Source organism: Ureibacillus terrenus (genome assembly GCF_006569205.1).
Lineage (GTDB): Bacteria > Bacillota > Bacilli > Bacillales_A > Planococcaceae > Ureibacillus > Ureibacillus terrenus.
In genome coordinates, this window is record NZ_VIGD01000014.1 from 18,198 (window position 1) to 34,926 (window position 16,729).

The 16,729-nt window shown below is 42.5% G+C and carries 12 protein-coding genes, 1 pseudogene and 1 other annotated feature; of the genes and pseudogenes, 9 read left to right on the forward strand and 4 right to left on the reverse strand.

The window, feature by feature from the left end:
- Positions 1-13 precede the first annotated feature (13 nt).
- Both FKZ59_RS10990 and FKZ59_RS10995 read right to left on the reverse strand, forming a co-directional pair.
- Positions 14-592, reverse strand: coding sequence for a class I SAM-dependent methyltransferase (locus tag FKZ59_RS10990; RefSeq protein ID WP_141602807.1), 579 nt, complete (start codon positions 590-592; stop codon positions 14-16).
- Positions 593-1,549 carry a TIGR01212 family radical SAM protein gene (locus FKZ59_RS10995; RefSeq protein ID WP_141602808.1) on the reverse strand — a complete coding sequence of 319 codons (957 nt, stop codon included), beginning with the start codon at positions 1,547-1,549 and terminating at the stop codon, positions 593-595. It abuts the gene before it with no gap.
- Between the two features lie 332 nt (positions 1,550-1,881).
- Positions 1,882-2,093 (forward strand) — a binding site (T-box leader).
- A gap of 132 nt (positions 2,094-2,225) precedes the next feature.
- Between FKZ59_RS10995 and leuS the strand changes: the two genes are divergently transcribed.
- The 6 genes from leuS (at position 2,226) to cysI (ending at position 10,295) form a co-directional block, all read left to right on the forward strand.
- Positions 2,226-4,640, forward strand: coding sequence for a leucine--tRNA ligase (gene leuS, locus FKZ59_RS11000; RefSeq protein ID WP_141602809.1), 2,415 nt, complete (start codon positions 2,226-2,228; stop codon positions 4,638-4,640).
- Between the two features lie 390 nt (positions 4,641-5,030).
- The gene (gene cobA, locus FKZ59_RS11005) at positions 5,031-5,798 is read left to right on the forward strand and encodes a uroporphyrinogen-III C-methyltransferase (protein WP_141602810.1); all 768 of its coding nucleotides are present in this window, start codon (positions 5,031-5,033) and stop codon (positions 5,796-5,798) included.
- 14 nt (positions 5,799-5,812) lie between these two features.
- Positions 5,813-6,559 carry a sirohydrochlorin chelatase gene (locus tag FKZ59_RS11010; RefSeq protein ID WP_141602811.1) on the forward strand — a complete coding sequence of 249 codons (747 nt, stop codon included), beginning with the start codon at positions 5,813-5,815 and terminating at the stop codon, positions 6,557-6,559.
- A complete protein-coding gene (locus FKZ59_RS11015) occupies positions 6,560-6,706 on the forward strand; it encodes a YezD family protein (protein ID WP_141602812.1) in 147 nt (48 codons plus the stop codon).
- A gap of 27 nt (positions 6,707-6,733) precedes the next feature.
- Positions 6,734-8,551 carry an assimilatory sulfite reductase (NADPH) flavoprotein subunit gene (locus FKZ59_RS11020; RefSeq protein ID WP_181733277.1) on the forward strand — a complete coding sequence of 606 codons (1,818 nt, stop codon included), beginning with the start codon at positions 6,734-6,736 and terminating at the stop codon, positions 8,549-8,551.
- A 13-nt stretch (positions 8,552-8,564) separates the two neighbouring features.
- Positions 8,565-10,295: an assimilatory sulfite reductase (NADPH) hemoprotein subunit gene (cysI, locus tag FKZ59_RS11025; RefSeq protein WP_141602814.1), complete on the forward strand. Its 1,731-nt coding sequence runs from the start codon at positions 8,565-8,567 to the stop codon at positions 10,293-10,295.
- A gap of 148 nt (positions 10,296-10,443) precedes the next feature.
- Here the strand turns inward: cysI and FKZ59_RS11030 are convergent.
- Positions 10,444-11,712: pseudogene (locus FKZ59_RS11030) on the reverse strand (NAD(P)/FAD-dependent oxidoreductase).
- Between the two features lie 306 nt (positions 11,713-12,018).
- On the opposite strand from FKZ59_RS11030, the gene asnB reads away from it, so the two are divergent.
- The 3 genes from asnB to FKZ59_RS11045 all read left to right on the forward strand — a co-directional run bounded on the left by asnB (position 12,019) and on the right by FKZ59_RS11045 (position 16,427).
- Positions 12,019-13,872, forward strand: a complete 1,854-nt coding sequence (gene asnB, locus FKZ59_RS11035) for an asparagine synthase (glutamine-hydrolyzing) (protein WP_141602815.1) — start codon at positions 12,019-12,021, stop codon at positions 13,870-13,872.
- Positions 13,873-14,076: 204 nt separating this feature from the next.
- A complete protein-coding gene (locus FKZ59_RS11040; protein WP_141602816.1) occupies positions 14,077-15,690 on the forward strand; it encodes a putative polysaccharide biosynthesis protein in 1,614 nt (537 codons plus the stop codon).
- Positions 15,691-15,701: 11 nt separating this feature from the next.
- Positions 15,702-16,427, forward strand: coding sequence for a pseudouridine synthase (locus tag FKZ59_RS11045; RefSeq protein ID WP_141602817.1), 726 nt, complete (start codon positions 15,702-15,704; stop codon positions 16,425-16,427).
- A 54-nt stretch (positions 16,428-16,481) separates the two neighbouring features.
- On the opposite strand, the gene FKZ59_RS11050 is transcribed toward FKZ59_RS11045, so the two are convergent.
- Positions 16,482-16,703, reverse strand: coding sequence for a DeoR family transcriptional regulator (locus FKZ59_RS11050; RefSeq protein WP_141602818.1), 222 nt, complete (start codon positions 16,701-16,703; stop codon positions 16,482-16,484).
- Positions 16,704-16,729 lie beyond the last annotated feature (26 nt).

Sequence of the window (16,729 nt, forward strand, 5' to 3'; positions counted from 1 at the left end):
AAAACTGCCGGCTCTATTCAGAGTCCGGCAGTTTTTTCATTTTCTCCAAGGCGATCAGGAAAGGGGGATCATTTTTTTGATTGATAAATTCGTAACGGAGAACGTGAACATATTTTTGGGGAAGCTGACTGACATATTCAATGACCGCATCCCTTTCTTCTTTTCCTCCTTCATGGCCGGGGTAGACGACCAAAACGATGAGGCCGCCAATTTTTAATCTCGATAACAATTGTTGAATGGCGGAAATGGTTGTTGCGCCCTTTGTGATAATGTCGTGGCTTCCGCCGGGCAAATAGCCCAGATTGAAAATGGCACCTGCAATTTCTTCCTGGATGTATTTCGAAAGATGTTCATGTCCATCCAATATGACTTTCACTCTTTTTTCCAGTCCATGCTTCTTCAAACGATCTTTTGTTGCATCCACCGCTTGCTGCTGTATATCAAAAGCGTAAACAAATCCCGAATCTCCTACAAGCTCTGCCAAAAATACCGTGTCATGGCCATTACCCGCAGTGGCATCAACGGCGACATCGCCTTCTTTAATAACGGAAGACAATAAAGTTTTAGCGTATGGGAGCACCCGTTCCAACATTTATTTCTTCACTTCCGCTTTGTAGTATTTTCCCTGCCAGGAATTTCTCCGTTCCAATTCGGCATCGATTCCATTCAACACTTCCCATTTATTGACGCTCCACATTGGTCCAATCATTAAATCAATCGGACCATCCCCGGTAATGCGGTGTACAACCATCGTAGGAGGGAGTATTTCCAATTGGTCCGCCACCAAATGGATGTATTCATCCATTTCCAAGAAGCGCAACAGGCCTTTTTCGTATTGTTTTACCATAGGTGTGCCTTTCAACAAATGGAGCAGGTGAATTTTGATGCCTTGGACATCCAATTTGGCGACTTCCCTTGCAGTTTCCATCATCATATCATAATCTTCCAGCGGCAGTCCGTTGATGATGTGGGTACATACGCGAATATTATGCTTGCGGAGTTTTTCCACTCCTTTTACATAGGTTTCATAGTCATGGGCGCGATTGATTAATTGCGCCGTTCTTTCGTGAACCGTTTGAAGGCCAAGTTCAACCCATAAAAACGTTCTTTCATTGAGTTCCGCCAAATATTCCACCACATCATCCGGCAGGCAATCCGGCCGTGTGGCGATGCTTAATCCGACGACCCCGTCACAATTCAGCGCCGCTTCGTATTTTTCTTTCAGTACAGGAAGTGGAGCATGGGTATTGGTGAAAGCCTGAAAATAAGCGATCGTTTTCCCGTCTTTCCATTTATTTTGCATTTTGGCTTTAATTTTTTCATATTGGACAGGGATCGGATCAACCCTGTTGCCCGCGAAATCCCCGCTGCCGGCAGCGCTGCAAAATGTGCATCCTCCAAAAGCGACGGTGCCGTCCCTGTTCGGGCAATCAAATCCTCCATCCAGCGCCACTTTATATACTTTTTCACCGAACATGTCCCGCAAATAGCGATTCCATGTATAGTAACGTTTCCCGTCAGAAGGGAATGGATATTGCTGTTCTGTCAATGAATTCACTCCTTACCGGCATTCACAAACGATATTAGTAATTGATTTATTATTGATTTTATTGCACGGAATACCATTACACATTATAGCATTGAAGAAACCGGTTGTAATCTGATTCACCATGCATAAAGAGTGTTATGGATTTTACATTATTGGATATAATAGGAAGTGTAGAAATGCAGAACAGGTTTTTAAATTGATTGATGAACATCTAGCCAGAAAAGGAAATTTAGTCTAAAATATTATTGGCAGTTTTGTTATAGGACAATAGGTCTTGTATATTTTCCATATTTCCATTAAAATGTATACATTGAAAATAAGGTGCGATAAGTGCGACGACGAGGAGAAGGAATAGTAGATTTTGAAGCTTTTCAGAGAGCTAGCGGCTGGTGGAAGCTGGCAAGCGGATAAATCGAACTCGCCTTTGAGTCTGTTTTAGTGAATGACAGTAGCTAAAACCGTTCACCGCGTTAAGGTGTCGAGCTGAGTGCATGTGTCACTAATTTGGGTGGTACCGCGGGAGTGCAATACTCTCGTCCCTTCTCTATGGGTTGGGGCGAGTTTTTTTATTTTTAAAATATTCCGTTAATTCTAAAAGCTTTTGGGATAGTCTGGTAACAGGGCATTGATTTTTTCAATGAAAGCGGCAATACATTAAATTAAGGAGGAAGTACCCATGAGTTACAATCATCGAGAGATCGAGAAAAAATGGCAGGAATATTGGGAAAAAAATAAAACATTTAAAACGTTAAATGATGAGTCGAAACCGAAATTTTATGTTTTGGACATGTTCCCTTATCCATCCGGATCCGGTCTTCACGTAGGGCATCCTGAAGGTTATACGGCAACAGACATTTTAGCCCGTTATAAACGCATGCAAGGTTACGATGTACTTCATCCGATGGGATGGGATGCATTCGGGCTCCCTGCTGAGCAATACGCATTGGATACCGGCAACGACCCTGCGGAATTTACACAAAAAAATATCGCAAATTTCAAACGCCAAATTCAGGAACTCGGCTTTTCCTATGACTGGGACCGGGAAATTAATACAACCGATCCGGAATATTATAAATGGACACAATGGATTTTTATCCAATTATATAAACACGGTTTGGCCTATATTGATGAAGTGCCTGTCAACTGGTGTCCGGCACTGGGCACTGTGCTTGCCAATGAAGAAGTCATTGACGGAAAATCGGAACGCGGCGGGCATCCTGTCATCCGTAAACCGATGAAGCAATGGATGTTAAGAATTACGGCATACGCTGACCGGTTATTGGAAGATTTGGATGAACTCGATTGGCCGGAAAGCATTAAAGAAATGCAGCGGAATTGGATTGGCCGATCCGAAGGTGCGGAAGTTGTATTTAAAGTGCAAGGTACGGATAAAGAATTCCGCGTGTTCACCACTCGTCCCGATACCCTTTTTGGAGCGACATATTGCGTTTTGGCGCCAGAGCATGATTTAGTGAAAGAAATTACAACACCTGAACAGAAAGAAAAAGTGGAAGAATATTTAAAAATAGTCCAAACAAAATCGGATTTGGAACGTACGGATTTGGCGAAGGAAAAAACAGGGGTATTTACAGGGGCTTATGCAATTAATCCTGTGAACGGAAAAGCGATTCCAATTTGGATTGCCGACTATGTTTTGGCTTCTTATGGAACTGGAGCCATTATGGCGGTTCCTGCCCACGATCAACGCGACTATGAATTCGCGAAAAAATTCGATTTGCCAATCATTCCTGTTGTAGAAGGCGGAAATATTGAACAGGAAGCATACACCGGAGATGGTCCGCATATCAATTCTGATTTCTTGAACGGACTAGGCAAAGAAGATGCCATCAAAAAAGTAATCGAATGGCTTGAAGAAAAAGGTGTCGGGGAGAAAAAAGTTTCTTATCGCCTCCGCGACTGGTTATTCAGCCGTCAACGTTATTGGGGCGAACCTATTCCAATCATCCATTGGGAAGACGGTACGATGACAACGGTGCCAGAGGAAGAATTGCCGCTTCGATTGCCAAAAACAAATGATATTCATCCAAGCGGAACCGGGGAATCGCCGTTAGCCAACATTGAAGATTGGGTAAATGTGGTCGACCCGAAAACCGGAAAACGCGGCCGTCGCGAAACGAATACAATGCCTCAGTGGGCTGGATCCAGCTGGTATTACTTGCGCTATATCGATCCTCATAACAAAGAAAAAATTGCGGATGAAGAATTATTAAAACGCTGGCTTCCTGTCGATGTTTATATCGGAGGTGCGGAACACGCCGTACTTCACTTGCTGTATGCCCGCTTCTGGCATAAATTCCTATATGACATCGGAGTTGTGCCGACAAAAGAACCGTTCCAAAAATTGTTTAACCAGGGAATGATTCTCGGGGAAAACAACGAAAAAATGTCCAAATCAAGAGGAAATGTGGTTAACCCTGACGACATCGTACGAAGCCATGGTGCCGATACATTGCGTCTTTACGAAATGTTCATGGGGCCTCTTGAAGCTTCCGTTGCATGGTCAACAAAAGGACTTGACGGAGCAAGACGTTTCTTGGACCGTGTGTGGAGATTATTCGTAAATGATGACGGAACGCTTTCTAATAAAATCCAAGAATCCGATGACAAAACATTGGAAAAAATCTATCATCAAACAGTGAAAAAAGTAACGGAAGACTTTGAACATTTGCGTTTTAATACAGCCATCTCACAATTGATGGTATTCATTAACGAATGCTATAAAGTGGAAATTGTTCCAAAAGAATATGCAGAAGGATTTGTAAAAATGCTTTATCCAATCACGCCGCATATCGGGGAAGAGTTATGGGCGGTTTTAGGCCATAAGGACACTATTACATATGAGCCTTGGCCAACATTTGATGAATCGAAACTTGTTGAGGATGAAGTGGAAGTCGTCGTTCAAATCAACGGTAAAGTCCGTACTAAACTGAAAGTTGCGAAAGATACAACGAAAGAAGAATTGGAAGCAATCGCAAAGGCAGATGACAGAGTAAAAGATTACATTGAAGGCAAGAACATTGTAAAAGTGATTGTCGTTCCAGGAAAACTTGTCAATATCGTAGTAAAATGATCGACATATTCCATGACCCGAAAGGCAAGGGCCTTTCGGGTCATGTTTTATTTTTCGTAAATTCTTACTAAATTTATAGAAATATGAAAATTTCTATTGACTTCCAACATCAACAACCTTATTATTTATACCAAAATACTAAGAATTAGAATGGCTTGTCAATTCTTGGTGCCTTCATTATAAAATTGTAATCATTATTTTCTGATGCAGAAGGGATTTGGAGGAATTTTTAGAGGATTTCAAAGTTTCAGTTAATTTTTTAAAAAAGTATTGAAAAATCATAGAGATATTTCGTAATATATAAAAAACAAAAATACTTAGTTAACCAATAAGAATTAAAGATTTTGTGAAAATTTGGTGAAATAGCCTTAAAAAACGTGAGGGAGCAAAATGGGAAAAGTATATATTGTTGGAGCCGGTCCTGGCAGTGTCGACTTAATCACGGTTAAAGGACTGAAATGTATTCAACAGGCAGATGTGATTTTATACGATCGTCTCGTATCAAAAGAATTGCTTTCATATGCGAAGCCAAATGCAGAGTTGATCTTTGTCGGCAAATTGCCGAAGCTGCATCATGTCATTCAAGAGCGGATTCATAAGCTGCTTATTCAACATGCAAGAAAAGGAAAGATTGTTACTAGGTTAAAAGGCGGAGACCCCTTTGTCTTCGGACGCGGGGCGGAAGAAGCGGAAGTATTGCGGGAAGCGGGCATCCCTTTTGAAATTGTGCCAGGCGTCACTTCCGGTATTGCGGCGCCGGCCTATGCCGGAATTCCGGTTACGCACAGGGAATTTGGTTCCAGCTTTGCCATCATTACCGGCCATTTGAAGGACGGGAAAGAAGACGGGATTGACTGGAAAGGATTGGCGGAATCCGTTGATACGCTGGCGATTTATATGGGAGTCGGAAATTTGCCGTACATCACGGAGCAGTTGTTGAAATACAAGCGAAATCCGGAAACCCCTGTGGCATTGATTGAATGGGGAACCACCCTCCATCAAAGGGTCGTAACCGGCACATTAGAAACGATTGTAAGCATTGCGGAAAAAGAAAATATCCAAAATCCCGCAATGATCATTGTAGGGGAAGTTGTAAGATTGCGTGAAAAAATCGCATGGTTTGAACAATGCCGACAGGAATTGCGCGAGACTATGTAATCGGAGGGATGAAATTGCAAGCATTGTTGTATGTTGCCCATGGCAGCAGGGTGAGAGAGGGGAACCGGGAAGCGGTTCAATTTATCGAATCCGTAAAACCCTTTTTCGATGTTGACATTCAGGAACATTGTTTTCTGGAATTGGCAGAGTCTTCGATTTTAAAAGGGGTCGAGAAATGTGTTTCAAAAGGGGCAACACGTATTGCGGTCATCCCGATTTTGCTGCTTTCGGCCAATCATATGAAAATCGATATTCCTTCCGAAATCGAAAAAGCCAAAACCTATTTTCCGTTTGTTGACTTTACAATCGGAAAACCTCTTGGCGTCCACGAAAAACTGATTCACAGTTTGCACAGCCGTGTCATGGCACAATGTCCATCCCCCCCCGGTGAAACAGATATTTTGCTGATTGGACGGGGAAGCAGCGATCCGGATGTACAAAAGGATTTGGATCAAATTGCGAAGCTTCTTCAGCAAACCTATCATTATGCGAAAGTGGATACTTGTTTTTTGTATGGAAATGGCCCATTGTTTGAAGAAAAATTGCCGACGTTATGTGAAAGTCAAAACCGGGTATTTATCATTCCCTATTTGCTTTTTACAGGATTGCTTAAATTGAGCATCCAAAAAAAAGTAGCCAAACAAGGCTTTTCCAGCCGGAGAGTGGTTTTATGCGATTGTTTGGGCTATGACGAAAATGTTCGTCAAGTTTTCATTCAAAGAATAGAAGAAACATTATATTCATTTGCGGGGAGTGGTTGAATGGATAAAAAACAGCAAAATTTTGAAAAGGCAGTAGAAAGCTTAAAGAAAATGATCAGCACAATGAATTATGGTTCGATCACTTTGATAGTGCAGGACAATTATATTATTCAAATTGAGAAAAACGAAAAAATCCGGTTAAAGTAAGAAAATCATTTATTTGTCGAGGTGTGCATTGTGTTAGAAGTCATCAATAGTCCTTTTAATGAAGAACAAGTAAAGAAATTGAACGAGCTGTTGCCGACTTTAACGCCGCAACAAAAAATTTGGCTCACAGGTTATTTAGCTGCCACAGCAAACATTGCCGCTTTGGAGGCCCCAAAAGAATCGGCAGCCCGGCCTGTTGTCCAGCCCGCTACTCCGAAAGCGGTACCGGCTGACAAACAAGTGACCATCCTCTATGCGAGCCAAACTGGCAATGCGCAAAAGCTTGCCGAGAAATTCGGGGAACAGTTGCGGCAATCAGGATTGCAAGTTACTGTTTCTTCAATGAGCGATTTTAAAACAAACGCATTGAAAAAAGTACAATATTTGTTGATTGTTGCAAGCACTCATGGTGATGGGGAGCCGCCTGATAACGCGATTACCTTCCACAGCTTTTTGCACAGCAAGCGGGCTCCAAAATTGGAACATGTAAAGTACGCAGTTCTCGCATTAGGCGATTCAAGCTACGAGTTATTCTGCCAAACAGGAAAGGACTTTGACCTGCAACTTGAAAAACTCGGTGCAAAACGCTTAGTCGACCGGGTGGACTGCGATCTGGATTATGCAGAACCTGCACAAAAATGGTTTGAAGCAGTAAAGGATAAATTGCTGGGAGAATCCGCTTCATTCACGGCTTCCGAGCAAGAAGCGGCCGCAACGACATTGCAGGAAGTAAAAGAATATTCACGAAAAAACCCATTCCAGGCGGAAATCATTGAAAAAATCAATCTCAATGGCCGGGGTTCCAGCAAGGAAACGATCCATTTGGAACTCTCCCTCGAAAATTCAGGCATTACGTATGAACCTGGCGATTGCTTGGCAATCATTCCGGTCAACAATAAAAATCTCGTTCATTCGTTAATTTCCGCTTTAGGATTCGAGCCAAGCGCGCAAGTGGTTGTAGAGGACAAAACGATTACCCTTGAAGAAGCGCTGCTGAACGTGCTTGAAATCACTTTATTGACAAGACCGTTGATGAGAAAAATCGCGGAATTTACAGAAAATGAAAAACTTCATGCATTGTTGAAAGATTCCGATGCTTTGAAACAATTTATTGAAGGTCGGGATCTGCTGGATGTGGCAGAGCGGTTCGGCCCATTCAAATGGGATGAGCAAACATTTGTCAACTGTTTGCGAAAAATGCCGGCCCGCCAATATTCCATTTCAAGCAGCCTGCTGGCCAACCCTGAAGAAGCCCATCTGACAGTGGGGGTTGTACGTTATGAAGTGGATGGAAGAGAAAGACTCGGCGTATGTTCCACGTACATTGCCGACCAATTGGAAGTTGGAGACCATGTGCAAGTGTATGTGCATAAAAATCCGAACTTTAAACTTCCGGCGGATGATACGCCAATCATTATGATTGGTCCCGGCACAGGAGTGGCTCCTTTCAGAGCGTTTATGCAAGAACGTGAAGAACGGGGAGCTACCGGCGAGAATTGGCTGTTTTTTGGAGAACAACATTTCATGACCGATTTCTTATATCAAAAAGAATGGTTAAGTTGGTTAAAGTCCGGCGTGTTGACCAAAATGGATGTCGCTTTTTCCCGCGATCAAGAGGAAAAAGTATATGTACAGCATAAGATGCTGAAGAAATCAAAAGAGTTCTATGAATGGTTGGAAAAAGGCGCAGTAGTTTATGTGTGCGGAGATAAAGAAATGGCGAAAGATGTGCAGGCGACAATCCTCCGAATCATCCAACAGGAGGGCGGAAAAACGGAAGAAGAGGCGAAACTCTATTTGGAGGAAATGAGAAAACAAAAACGTTATCAGCGGGATGTTTACTAAGGAGGAAGCATAGGTGACAAAAAAAGTTGTATTACCACCCCAAGAAGGAAAACCAAGTGATGTGGAGGAAGTGAAAGCCGCAAGCAATTATTTGCGCGGAACGCTTGCTGAATCCATGCAAGACGAACTTACAGCCGGCATTCCCGATTGGGACAATAAATTATTAAAATTCCACGGCAGCTACTTGCAGGATGACCGGGATCAAAGGGTAGAACGGGAACGAAAAAAATTGGAACCGGCTTATCAATTTATGGTGCGTCTCCGTTTGCCGGCCGGGGTTGCGACACCGAAGCAGTGGCTCAAATTGGATGAACTGGCGGACAAATACGGAAACGGTTCAATAAGGCTTACTACGCGCCAAACGGTTCAATTCCATGGCATTTTAAAATGGAATATGAAAAAACATTTGCAGGAATTGAACAGCGTTTTAATTGACACGATTGCCGCCTGCGGAGACGTCAACCGGAACGTCATGTGCAATGCGAATCCGTACCAATCCAAATTGCACAAAGAAGTATCGGAATATGCCGCAAAAATCAGCGAACATTTATTGCCAAGAACAAAAGCTTATTATGAAATCTGGCTGGATCATGAAAAAGTGGTCGACACTCAGGAAGAACAGGAACCGATTTACGGCGCCCTTTATTTGCCGCGGAAATTCAAAATCGGAATCGCCGTTCCGCCGGCGAATGATGTCGATGTGTTTTCACAGGATATCGGCTTGATTGCGATTGTCGAAAATGATGAGTTGGTCGGCTTTAATGTGGCCATCGGCGGCGGTATGGGAATGACTCACGGAGATACAAGAACATATCCGCAACTTGGCAGATTGATCGGGTTTGTAACGAAGGACAAAATTGTGGATGTTTGCGAAAAAATCATGACTGTGCAGCGCGACTACGGCAACCGTTCAGACCGCAAGCAGGCCCGCTTCAAGTATACAATCGACCGTCTTGGCCTTGAAAATGTCAAAAAAGAAATCGAGAAGCGTTTGGGCTACGAATTCGAAGAGGTCCGCGACTTCCATTTTGAACATACCGGAGACCGTTATGGCTGGATCAAAGGGGAGGACGGAAAATATCATTTCACCCTCTTTATTCAAAACGGACGCATCCGGGATTTCGAAAATTATCCGTTAAAAACGGCGATAAGAGAAATCGCCGAAATCCATAAAGGCGAATTCCGATTTACAGGAAACCAGAACTTGATTATTGCCAATGTTAGTCCCCGGGCGAAAAAAAGCATTGAGAAAATCATCGACAAATACAAATTAACCGAAAGCGAGAATTATTCCGCTCTTCGCAGAAATTCCATCGCCTGTGTCGCTTTGCCGACTTGCGGATTGGCGATGGCGGAATCTGAACGATATCTGCCGACGCTTATTCAAAAAATCGAGCCAATGTTAAAAGAATTTGGGTTATATGACGAAGATATCGTCATCCGTATGTCCGGCTGTCCGAATGGATGTTCAAGGGCGGCGATGGCGGAAATCGGATTCATTGGGAAAGCGCCAGGAAAATACAATTTGCATTTAGGCGGAAGTTTCCAGGGAACCCGTCTCGCGAAATTGTACAAAGAAAACATTGGCGAAGAGGAAATATTGGCTACTTTAAGACCAATCTTTGAACATTATGCAAAAGAGCGCCTAGAAGGAGAACACTTCGGGGATTTCGTCATCCGTGCCGGCTATGTGGAAGCAGTAACGGACGGAAGGGATTTTCACAAACAGAAATCCAATGTTTAACCGATTTTGTAAATAAATAGTCTTCTGCCGTGTCAAGAAAGGGATTTGGCAAACTTTCCTCTTACTTGCGTCAAAATGCATTCACGTATTCGCCAATTTTTTAGAACTTGTACCCAAATCCCGATGAATGACATGGCAGAAGACTTTTCTATTTTTCATCGATATTTTTTGCTGCATTCAACCCCGCAATCCGGCCTGTCACAAGGTCGCTTGTGATGTTGAATCCTCCCGTGTAGCCATGGATGTCCAAAATTTCACCGCAAAAATATAATCCTTTCTTTTTCTTTGAAGCCATCGTTTTCGGATCAATTTCTTTGACGGAAACCCCGCCGCCCGTTACAAAAGCTTTTTCTAAAGGGAGAGTTCCATGCACATCCATTGTAAAGGAAACCAGTTCATGGGACAGCTTCCGGATTTGTTCCTGGCCGATTTCGACGCATGCTTTCGAAGGGGCGATTCCCGCTCTTTCAAGCAAAAATAGCAGCCATCTTTCCGGCGCCAACGGTTTCAGTACATTTTTCACTGATTTTTTCGGCTCTTTTTTCAAAAGTTGTTGGATCAGCCGGAAACAAGTTTCTTCATTATGTTCGGTCAATGTTTGAATGCGGATTTGGACCGGCGCACCGCCATTTTTCTTTAATTCTTTGACGACGAATTGGCTGCAAGCAACGCAGGACGGCAGGCCCGCTCAATCCGAAATGAGTAAAGATCATGTCCATTTGGTGGGTGATGACCGGTTTTCCTTTTTTGTTCAAAACGGAAACTGTTGCATTTCTTAAAGATAACCCTTGCAATGTCCGGGCTTGTATAAATGGTTCCTTTGATATGACCGGTACTTCTGTAGGATACAATTCCGTCACTGTATGTCCGGCTTTTTCGGCCCAAGCGTAGCCGTCCCCTGTTGAGCCCGTTTGCGGCACCGCTTTTCCTCCCACGGCAACAACGACGGATTTGGAGAGAATTTCAGTGCCATCTTCCAGACGGACCCCCAAAATTTTCTCATCATCCATTAACAACTTTTTTACAGCTGTATTGAAGCGGATTTCGACTTTCAGACGTTTCAATTCTTTGGCCAGGGCTTCGACCACATCCTGCGCCCTGTCGGAAACCGGAAACATGCGGCCGTGGTCTTCTTCTTTGAGAGGAACCCCCAATCTTCCGAAAAATTTAATAATGTCTTCATTATTAAAAATTGCAAAGGCGCTATATAGGAAACGGCCATTGCCGGGCATATGCCTGATGATTTCATCCACCGGCAGGCGGTTCGTTACATTGCAGCGCCCTCCTCCGGAAATGGCAAGTTTCCTGCCGAGTTTATTTCCTTTTTCGATCAACAACACTTTTTCTTTTGTTCCCCCGCCGCGATTGCCGCCATTAAACCGGACGGCCCCCCGCCGATGACAATGCAATCATACATAAAAAAGCTCTCTTTCCCTTCAATTTTTTTCTTTCCATATTATATACATTGAAGAAAAAAATAAAAAATGACAAGCAAATGGTTATAACAATATAAAAAAACTATTATGCTAAATGTTATGGAGAAACCATGAAAAAAACTATAAAATTGATTCTAGTGAAAAATTGTCTAGTTCTGTCCAGTTTAGTACAATTGAGAAGATTCATTGAATATTGGTCCGATTCGTTTTATAATCATAATTCGGTATGATTGGGATTCAATTTTTGATAAAATAAGCTTGTTATTCAGAAAGTAGAGGCGAAAAAAATGTGTGGATTTACCGGATATATACATGGAACTGACAATATAAATCACCACGAAACAATCGAACGCATGATGGAAACAATCGTCCATCGGGGACCTGACAGCGGAGGAAAGCATGTTGATGACCAGGTATCCCTGGGATTCCGGAGATTGAGCATCATCGATTTATCCGATGCGGCCAATCAGCCGCTTTATAGCGAAGATGGCAGCATCGTATTGGTTTTTAACGGGGAAATCTATAATTTCCAAGAGTTGCGGAAAGAGCTGATCGAAAAAGGATATCACTTTAAAACCAGATCGGACAGCGAAGTGATCATCTATAGTTATCTCGAATACGGCGAGGAGTTTGTTAAACGCTTGCGAGGCATGTTCGCTTTCTGCATCTGGGACAAAAAGCGCAATCAAATGATGCTGGCGCGGGACGGCTTCGGCATCAAACCTTTATATTATACGAACCATACAAAAGACGATACATTCATTTTCGGTTCTGAAATCAAATCTTTTTTACCTCACCCATCCTTTATTAAAGAATTAAATAAAGATGCGTTGCGTCCGTATTTGACATTCCAATACTCCGCCATGGACGAGACATTTTTTAAAGGCGTTTATAAATTGCGTCCTGCCCACTACATGATCATTAAAGACGGCAAAATCGTAAAAATGGAAAAGTATTGGGATAAAAAATACCATGCAAAAGAAGATACTTTGGAACATTATGTAGAAGCCATTCGCAAAACGGTGAAAGAGTCCGTTGAGGCCCATAAAATCAGTGATGTAAAAGTGGGATCCTTTCTATCAGGCGGCATCGATTCAAGCTATGTAACTGCCCTTTTGCGTCCGAACCAATCCTTCTCTGTCGGATTTAAAAATTACGAAAAAATGTTTAATGAAACGGATCATGCGAAAGAATTATCCGATTTATTAAATATCGAAAATAAAAGAACTTTTGTAAGCGCCGATGAAGTGTTCGAAAAATTGCCGACCATCCAATGGCATATGGATGAACCGCAATCCAATCCATCGTCAGTGCCGCTATATTTCCTTTGCGAATTGGCAAGCAGGGACGTAACCGTTGTTTTATCCGGCGAGGGGGCCGATGAAATTTTCGGAGGTTATGAATGGTACCAGCCTTCCAAACGGATGCAGGCGTATGAAAAAATTCCGTTCGGATTGCGGAGAATCCTGTCAAATATTGCGAAGAAATTGCCAAAAAACAAATATACCAATTTCCTTGTAAAAGGCGGCCAAACCATCGAGGAGCGCTTTATCGGAGAAGCGGTTGTATGGGATGAAGAAGATGCCTTAAAAGTGTTAAAACCGGCTTATCGCAGCGGCCCAAGCGTCCATTCCATCACGAAACCGATTTATGATGAAGTCCCTTATGAAGATGACATCACAAAAATGCAATATTTGGATTTGAATCTTTGGCTGCCGGGGGATATTTTGCTGAAAGCGGATAAAATGAGCATGGCCCATTCCCTTGAATTGCGCGTGCCGTTTTTGGACAAAGAAGTCATGGAACTTGCCAAAAATATTCCGTCAAAATATCGCGTCAACGAGAAAGATACAAAATATGCATTGAGACTTGCCGCTTTGAAAGAGCTTCCGGAAGAATGGGCAAAACGCAAAAAGCTCGGTTTCCCTGTGCCAATCCGCCATTGGTTCCGGGAAGAAAAATATTATAATCTGGTTAAAGAAGCATTTCAATCCGACTATGCAAAAGAATTTTTTGATACGGATTTATTGATGAAATATTTGGACGAACATTATCGTCAAAAAGCGAACCATGCAAGATATATTTGGACCGTCTATGTGTTCCTTGTATGGTATAAACGTTTCTTCATTGATATGAAATAATTGTATAATGTACCGGTTTTCATATGGGTTTGAGAACCGGTACTTCTATCAAAAAATGCTTTGGGAAATGTATGGGACTATCCCGCAACACAAAGGGATAGTGCTTATTTTTGTTGCTTCTTTTCGCAAATTGCTTGTGCACTTAAACCGCCCATATGCGTCATAATAAATGGTGAAAAACTAAATAAAGAATGGATGAATCCAATGTCCTCATTAATGAAAGGTACAGCTATTTTAACAATCGGCATGTTTCTGTCAAAAGTGTTGGGGCTGATTTATGTTTTTCCCTTTTATGCGATTGTTGGGGAAAAGAATGTCATACTCTATCAGTACGCTTATATCCCATATACCATCATGCTTTCCATCGCCATTTCCGGGGCGCCGGTAGCGGTATCCAAATTTGTATCGAAGTATAATGCCATGGGAGATTATGAATCGGGCAGAAGATTGTTGAAATCCGGCCTTCTGACGATGCTCGTCACGGGATTTTTGACATTTTTATTGTTAAACTTGCTTGCGATACCGATTGCGGAAATTGTCATCAGAAGCGAAAAGCAGGTTTTTAGCGTGGAACAGGTGGCATCCGTCATCCGATGGGTCAGCTACGCCTTGATTGTCGTGCCATTTATGAGTTTATGGCGAGGATTTTTCCAAGGATATGGAATTATGGAACCGACCGCCTATTCCCAGCTTGTGGAACAGATTGTGCGGATTGTCTTCTTGCTTGCGGCTTCCTTCATTGTGATGATCATTTTGAAAGGCAAGGCTGAAACGGCGATTGCTTTATCGGTTTTTGCCGCTTTCATTGGGGCGATTGGCGGAATCGCGGTGCTTTTCCATTTTTGGAAAAAATATCGTCCTCAAATGAATGAACTGAGAAGAAAAAGCCAAAAGAAATCCAATATCAAGTTGACCGAAATATATGTGGAGGTTATCCGCTATTCCATCCCGATGATTTTTGTCGGAATCGCCAATCCGCTGTTTCAACTTGTCGATATGCTGACTTTTAATAATGCCATGAAGCATATCGGCATGTCGGAAGTATCGGATTTGTATTTGAGCATGCTGAATTTTACAACCCATAAAGTTGTCATCATTCCCGTAATGCTTGCGACAAGCTTGTCTTTGGCCCTTGTTCCGACGATTACAAAATACTTTAATCGGAATGAATTTGACCTGCTCCAAAATGCAATGGATAAATCCTATCAGATATTATTTTTCATTACATTGCCTGCTGCAATCGGCATTTCATTATTATCACACGAGATATATTTCCTTTTGTACAGCGAAAGTGAAATGGGCGCCAAAGTGCTTGCCCATTATGCTCCGGTCGCCGTTTTATTTGCTTTGTTCCAAGTAACGGCGGCGCTTCTTCAAGGGATTGACTATCAAAAATGGATTGTATTCAGTTTGTTGACCGGTATTTTGGTGAAATTGATGCTGAATACCCCGCTCATTGAAGCAATGCAAGTGGATGGAGCGATCTTGTCGACAGCGATCGGGTATACGATCTCGATTGCAATCAATCTGATCGTTTTAAAGAAAGTGTTAAATTACAATTCAAAAGTTGTTGTAAGACGTACAATGCTTATTGTGATTTTGACGGCTGTAATGGCCGTTTGCGTGATGCTGGCCCAGAAGGTAATCATCTGGCTGGCGGGGCCGGTGGACAGCAAAATCTCCAGTTTATTCGTGGCGTTGATTTGCGTTGCAATCGGCGTCTATGTTTACGCATTTATCAGTTTTAGAACAGGGCTTGCCCAAAAATTATTAGGTGAACGAATTACCCGTATTGCCGGAAAATTCGGGTTGAAGTAGGTGTCTATTGTATGCGTTTGGATAAATTGCTCGCCAACTCGGGGTACGGCTCCCGAAAAGAAGTGAAGCAGTTGTTGAAGAAGGAACAAGTAACCGTTGACGGGAAAGTCGTGAAGGACCCGGCTATGCATGTGGACCCGGATCGGCAAGAAATTTATGTATTCGGAGAAAAATTGGAATATAAAAAATATATCTACATTATGATGAACAAGCCGAAAGGGGTCATCTCGGCAACCGAAGATCTACGGGAAAAGACGGTGATCGATTTATTGAGCCCGCTCCTTCGGCATTATCATCCTTTCCCTGTCGGCAGATTGGACAAAAATACCGTGGGATTATTGCTGTTGACGAACGACGGCGATTTGGCCCACCAATTATTGTCGCCAAAGAAACATGTACCGAAAACTTATTTTGCAAGGGTCAAGGGAAAAGTGACGGAAGAGGATGTGAGGGCTTTTCAACAAGGGGTTGTCCTGGATGACGGCACTATTACCAAACCTGCGGAACTAAAGATTTTAAAGTCCGGGGATTTATCCGAAATTGAACTGACGATTTATGAGGGGAAATTTCACCAAGTCAAAAGGATGTTTGAAGCGGTTAATAAAAAGGTCGTTTTTTTAAAGCGTCTTTCGATGGGAAATTTGACATTGGATCCGAATTTGAAATATGGCGATTACCGCGAGTTAACGGATGAAGAAGTAAAAGCTGTCCAACAATATGTCCATAAAAAAGAGTGACCTTTAATGGTCACTCGTTCATTACTGTTGCCAAATTCCAATCTATATCTATCTCTATGATGATAACTTCACTTTTTTCTTCGTCGTTGTCCATTTGCCTCTACTTGGGCTTTCCACCAAGTTGTTGAAGGCTAACACATTCAAATCTCTTTGAATGGTGCGAGGAGTGATGTTGAATTCTTCAACCAAATCCTGTGTAGTGACTGTCCCATTCTCACGAATGTACATGTACACATCTTTAATGCGTGTAAGCATTCTGTCTGTAGCGGGTTTCATATTTGAACCACTCCTTCATCTTGATT

Coding starts and splice junctions, on each gene's coding strand:
- FKZ59_RS10990 (WP_141602807.1), bottom strand. CDS start 592: ATGTTGGAACGGGTGCTCCCATACGCTAAAACTTTATTGTCTTCCGTT.
- leuS (WP_141602809.1), top strand. CDS start 2,226: ATGAGTTACAATCATCGAGAGATCGAGAAAAAATGGCAGGAATATTGG.
- cobA (WP_141602810.1), top strand. CDS start 5,031: ATGGGAAAAGTATATATTGTTGGAGCCGGTCCTGGCAGTGTCGACTTA.
- FKZ59_RS11015 (WP_141602812.1), top strand. CDS start 6,560: ATGGATAAAAAACAGCAAAATTTTGAAAAGGCAGTAGAAAGCTTAAAG.
- asnB (WP_141602815.1), top strand. CDS start 12,019: ATGTGTGGATTTACCGGATATATACATGGAACTGACAATATAAATCAC.
- FKZ59_RS11040 (WP_141602816.1), top strand. CDS start 14,077: ATGTCCTCATTAATGAAAGGTACAGCTATTTTAACAATCGGCATGTTT.
- FKZ59_RS11045 (WP_141602817.1), top strand. CDS start 15,702: ATGCGTTTGGATAAATTGCTCGCCAACTCGGGGTACGGCTCCCGAAAA.
- FKZ59_RS11050 (WP_141602818.1), bottom strand. CDS start 16,703: ATGAAACCCGCTACAGACAGAATGCTTACACGCATTAAAGATGTGTAC.